Source organism: Synechococcus sp. BA-120 BA3, from assembly GCF_034931285.1.
In the GTDB taxonomy this organism is placed as follows: Bacteria; Cyanobacteriota; Cyanobacteriia; order PCC-6307; family Cyanobiaceae; genus Cyanobium.
In genome coordinates this window covers 1-5,446 of the sequence record NZ_JAYGHZ010000081.1, presented here as the reverse complement: position 1 = coordinate 5,446, position 5,446 = coordinate 1, and the positions used below count along the sequence as shown (strand labels likewise).

Annotated in this window: 4 protein-coding genes; 2 read left to right on the top strand and 2 right to left on the bottom strand. The window is 70.9% G+C overall.

Going from position 1 to position 5,446, the window contains the following annotated elements:
- The coding region (locus VB737_RS05130) for a lycopene cyclase family protein (protein ID WP_500311694.1) at nucleotides 1-965 on the bottom strand (965 nt) is incomplete at its 3' end.
- Between the two features lie 14 nt (nucleotides 966-979).
- Here VB737_RS05130 and VB737_RS05125 point away from each other — a divergent pair.
- A complete protein-coding gene (locus VB737_RS05125; RefSeq protein WP_500311692.1) occupies nucleotides 980-2,035 on the top strand; it encodes a ligand-gated ion channel in 1,056 nt (351 codons plus the stop codon).
- A 30-nt stretch (nucleotides 2,036-2,065) separates the two neighbouring features.
- On the opposite strand, the gene gyrA is transcribed toward VB737_RS05125, so the two are convergent.
- A complete protein-coding gene (gyrA, locus tag VB737_RS05120; RefSeq protein WP_500311691.1) occupies nucleotides 2,066-4,741 on the bottom strand; it encodes a DNA gyrase subunit A in 2,676 nt (891 codons plus the stop codon).
- Nucleotides 4,742-4,774: 33 nt separating this feature from the next.
- On the opposite strand from gyrA, the gene VB737_RS05115 reads away from it, so the two are divergent.
- Nucleotides 4,775-5,446: homocysteine biosynthesis protein (locus VB737_RS05115; protein WP_500311689.1), on the top strand; the 672-nt coding region annotated here is incomplete at its 3' end.

The following is a 5,446-nucleotide window of genomic DNA, read 5'->3' as shown; positions in this document are numbered from 1 at the left end:
GGCACCGATCCGAGGGCCGGGGGCTCGGGGGCAGAGCCCGGGGCCCGGCGCAGCAGGGCGCCCACCATGTAGCCCGAGGCCGGGTGCACCATCGAGGCCGCCCCGCCGAAGCCCAGCACCGGCTGCTGCAGGTCCGGCAGGGGCAGGTTCATCGGAAACAGGCAGAACTCCTCGTGCTCCACCTCCAGCACCCGCACGCCGCGGTGGGCCAGGCGCCGGTGGAGGCGTTGCTGGAGCACCGCGAAGGGCACCGGGGGGGCCAGGGCCAGCGACGTCTCCTCGACGAAGAAGCGGCCGCCGCCCAGGTCCATCGCATAGAGAAAGGTGGGGGGCTCGGCCCGCTCCGCCTCGCGGAGGTGGTCGGCGCGGTAGTCCATCAGCACGAACTGATCGGGCTGCACCGGCGGCGCCGAGAAGCGGCCGATGATCCCGTAGGCCGACTGGCCGGCCACCGGGCCCCGGTCGGGCCGCGTTACCAGCAGCGGCTGGTGGCCGGTGGCGTCCACCACCAGCCGCCCCTGCAGCCGGCGCCCATCGGCCAGCTCCACCGCACTTAGCGCTCCGGAGGCATCACAGCCGCTGGCCAGCCCCTGGAGCAGCTCCACCCCGCCGCGACCGCAAGCCTCCAGCCAGTGCCCCTGGAGGGCCGCGCGGTCGAACAGGCCGTAATCGCGGCCGTGGGCGGTGGGGCGGTTGGCCGCCGCCGCCGGGTCCGGATCACCGGGGCCGAAGTAGCTGACCGTGTGGCTCCAACGGTGCTCCAGCAGATGGCCCAGGCCCAGGGCATCCACCTCGTCGCCCCAGATGCCGTAGGTGTTGGGCCAGGGGGCACGCGGATCGTCGGGCGCCAGCAGCGCCACGGCGAGCCCTTCGCCCGCCAGGGCCGCCGCGATGCAGAGGGCGGCGGGGCCGCCGCCGAGCACCAGCACGTCCCTCGCCATCTCGCCGGTACGGTGATGGCTCATCCTGCACCACGGCCATGCGCGGCGTCGCCCGCCGGCGGCTGGCAACGCTGGCCTGCCTGGGCCTGCTCCTGATCCTGGCCCTGCTGGCAGGTTCGGGTTCCGCCGTGCCGAGAGCGGCAGGGGCAGGGGGGCCAGTGCCGCCCCCGCTGGCGACGCCCTCCGGGGTGACGATCCGGGTCGCCATGGCGGTGGACAACGTCTACCGCTTCTCCTCGCGGGAGAAGACCTTCAGCGTCGAGGGGACGCTGCGGCTGTCGGCACCGGCGGCGGTGATGGGGCGCTGGCTGGCGGCCGGCGTCGATCCCCTCACCCTGGTGCGTTTCCAGAACCTGGTGGAGCCCTGGGACTCCCTGCTGGAGGCCAGCAGCGGTCCGCTGCGGCTGGGGGCGGATCTGGGCCGCGACTACCGCTTCAACGGCAACTTCTACTCCGATGAGATCGACTACCGGGGATACCCCTTCGGCACCCTGCCCCTGCAGATCCGCTTGGTGGCCGACCCCAGCTTCCCGGCGGCGATCGCCGATCCACCCAGGATCCGGCTGGAGGCCGACAGCGCCGCCTCCGGCGTCAGCCGCCGCAATAACATGAACGGCTACCGGCTGCGCAGCTGGCGCCTGTTCCCCAGCCGCGGCGGCGTGGAGATGGAGCTGCTCTACGACCCGATCGGCTGGGCGGCGCTGGTCAAGTGGCTGCTGCCCCTGACGATCACGATGGTGGTGATGCTGCTCACCCCCAACCTGCGGGCCGGCTTCAGCTCCGAGCGGCTGGCGATCCCGCCGGTGATCCTGCTGACGCTCGTGTTCATGCAGCAGGCCTACCGCGATTCGCTGCCTTCCCTGCCCTACCTCACCGTGCTGGATGGGCTCTACGCCTTCTCCTACCTGGTGACCCTGGTGTTCTTCTGCGAGTTCATCTGGTGCGCCAACCGGCTGGATCGGCTCGCCAGCGAGGCCAACGGGATGGGCCGCCCAGGGCTCGAACGCCGGATCGAACGGCTGGAGCTGGGCCTGCAGCTGGCCAGCCTGGCCGGCTACGGGGTGCTGCTGCTCTGGGCCCTGGGCCAGCGCTGAGCCCGCCGTGGGGCTCAGTCGCCGCTGGGCTCAGTCGTCGGTGGGCGTCTCCTCGGCCGCAGCATCCGAAGTGGCTTCAGGAGCCGTGTCCGGGCCGGCTTCGCTGGCCACCGCAGTGGCCTCCCCCGCATCGGGCAGCTCCTCCTCCTCGGCGGCCGGCGGCACCAGCACCACCTCGGTGAGGCGATCGCCGGCATCCAGCTTCTGCAGCCGCACGCCGGTGGCCGCCCGGGACTGCTGGGGAATGGCGTCGGCCTTCATGCGCACGATCACCCCCCGCTCGCTCACCAGCAGCAGCTCCTCGCCGGCCCCGAGCACCTTGAGGCCCACCAGCACGTCGCCGTCGCGGCGGAACTTGATCGCCCGCAGACCCATGCCGGCGCGGCGCTGCAGCCGGAACTGATCCACCGGCACCCGCTTGCCCAGGCCGCTGGCGCTGGCCACCAGCACCCAGGGGCCCTCACTGGGGGCGACCTCATCACCCTCCTCCTCGTCGGCGCCGGTCTCGGCGGTGCTGGCGACCCGGTCGGCCAGTTCAGCCGTGAGCACATCCATGCTCACCAGTTCATCGCCGGGGCGCAAGTTCATGGCCCGCACGCCGCGGGCGGTGCGGCCCAGGGGACGCAGCTCCTCGTCGCTGAGGCGGAAGTGGATCGTCATCCCCTTGAGGGAGCCGATCAGCACGCTGTCGCCGGGCAGGGCCAGCCGCACCCAGCGCAGGGCGTCACCGTCCTCGAGGGAGATGGCGATCAGGCCATTGGAGCGGATGTTGCTGAAGGCCGAGAGGCGGGTGCGCTTGATGTAGCCGCCGCTGGTAAGCATCACCAGCTGGACGTCGTCGTCGAAGGCGCTCACGGCCAGCAGGGAGGTGATCGCCTCCTCGCGGGGAATCGGCAGCAGCTGCACGATCGGCGTGCCCTTGGCGGAACGGCTGCAGATCGGCACCCGGTAGGCGGGAATCGAATACACCACCCCCCGGTCGCTGAACAGCAGCAGGGCGTCGTGGTCGTTGCAGCTGATGAACAGCTTCACCGCCTCCTCGCCCTGGCTACGGGTGCCGGCCTTGCCGCGGGTGCCGCGGCTGGTGGCCTCGAACTCGCTCACGGGCATCCGCTTGAGGTAGCCGTTCTCGGTGAGCAGCACCACCGAGCGCTCGTTGGCGATCAGGTCGATGTCCTCGAGGCCACCTTCGAGATCGAGGATCTCGGTGCGGCGGGGGGAGTCGTAACGGGTGCGGAGCACCTGGAGCTCCTCCTGGATCAGCCCCAGCACCCGCTCCCGGCGGCCGAGGATGTCCTTGTAATCGGCGATCTTGGCGACGAGGTCGTCGTGCTCGAGACGGATCTTGTCGGCCTCCAGGGCCGTGAGGCGCCGCAGCTGCATCTGCAGGATGGCGTCGGCCTGGATCTCGCTGAGGCCATGGCGCTCCTGCAGCTGGGCCCGGGCAGTGGCGGTGTCGGGGGCGGCCCGGATCAGGGCGATGATCGGGTCGAGCTGGTCGAGGGCGAGCAGCAGGCCCTGCAGGATGTGGTCGCGTTCCTCCGCCTTGCGCAGGAAGTAGCGGGTGCGCCGCTCGATCGTCTCGATGCGGAAGTCGAGGAACACCCGCAGCATCCGGCCGAGGGTGAGCAGCACCGGTTCGCCCTTCACCAGGGCCAGCATGTAGGCGCTGAAGTTGTTCTGCAGCGGCGTCAGCTTGAACAGGTTGTTGAGCACCACCTGGGGGTAGGCGTCGCGGCGCAGCTCGATCACGATGCGCATGCCGTCGCGATCGCTTTCGTCGCGGATGTCGGCGATGCCCTCGAGCTTCTTGTCGTTGACCAGCTCGGCGATGCGCTCAATCAGGGAGGCCTTGTTGGTCTGGTAGGGGAGTTCGGTGATGATCACCGCGTCCCGGTCGGGGCGGCCCTTGGCTTCCACCGTTTCGATCGAGGCCACGCCGCGCATGGTGATCGAACCGCGGCCGGTGGTGTAGGTCTCGCGGATGCCGCGGCGGCCGAGGATCTGGCCGCCGGTGGGGAAATCGGGACCCGGAATGATCGCCATCAGGGCCCGGTCCTCGATCTCCGGATCGTCGATCAGGGCCAGCAGCCCGTCGATCAGTTCGGTGAGGTTGTGGGGGGGGATGTTGGTCGCCATCCCCACGGCGATGCCGGAGGAGCCATTGAGCAGCAGATGCGGCACCCGGGCCGGCATCACGGTGGGTTCCTGCTGGGAGCCGTCGAAGTTGTCGATGTAATCGACGGTCTCGGCTTCGATGTCCTCGAGGAGGCTGTCGGTGGTCAGGGCCTGCAGGCGCGATTCCGTGTACCGCATGGCGGCCGGCGGATCGTTGTCGACCGAGCCGAAGTTACCGTGCCCGTCGATCAGGGGCATCCGCATCGAGAAGTCCTGGGCCATGCGCACCAGGGCGTCGTACACGGCCGTGTCGCCGTGGGGGTGGTACTTGCCGAGCACCTCGCCCACCACACGGGCACATTTCCGGTAGGGCCGATCGCTCGTGAGGCCGAGCTCGTACATCGCGTACAGGATGCGCCGGTGCACCGGCTTGAGGCCGTCGCGGGCATCGGGCAGGGCCCGGCCCACGATCACGCTCATCGCATACTCCAGGTAGGAGCGCGACATCTCATTGCGCAGGTCGGTCTGGATGATCCGTCCGTCGGAGTCGCCGGGGGTGGATTCACCGGGTCCGGTTGGATCCGCCATGCAAGACCGTATGGGGCACAACCCACTCTATCGATGACCCTGCCGGCCCGGAGTGAATCGGCCCTGCGCCAGCGCCAGCGCAGGGGTGTGCTGCGGGTGAGGGCCGCCGTCGACTTCCGCCGGCTGGTGGCCGAGGCGGGGCTGGCGGAGGCCTACGCGGCCACCGACGTGGTGGTGGCCGCCAATGCGGAATTCACCGACCAGGGCAGCCTGCACCTCAACATCGGCCCCAGCGATCCGCCGATCCGCTTCCGGGACGCCCAGCTGGAGGCCCTCGGCGCCCAGAGCGGCGGCGGCGGCGGCGATCTGGTGCTGCCCATCGGCGGCGGTCTCGGGGAAGCCCAGCGGCAGGGGGGCGCCCACCTGCTCGACCGGCTGCTGCGGGGCGGCACCGTGACCCTCGCCGCCACCGGGGAGATCACCGCCCTGCACCCCCGCCGGGACCTGCAGGCCCAGCTGGATCTGGAGCGGATCGGTTCCGGCCGGCTGCTGCTGCACCGGGGGATCACCGAGAACGGCCTGGTGGCCGTGAGCAGCGCCGAAGGGGTTCTGCGCAGCCCCTGGGGCCCCGTGCTGGGACCGTTCGGCAATGCCCTGCACAGCTGCGGCGGCGCCGGCAGCATCGGCCTGACCATGCCGGGGCTGGCGCTGCTGGGGCCGGGCTCACCGGTGCTGGTGGCGGGGGCCATCGGCTGGGTGGTGGGC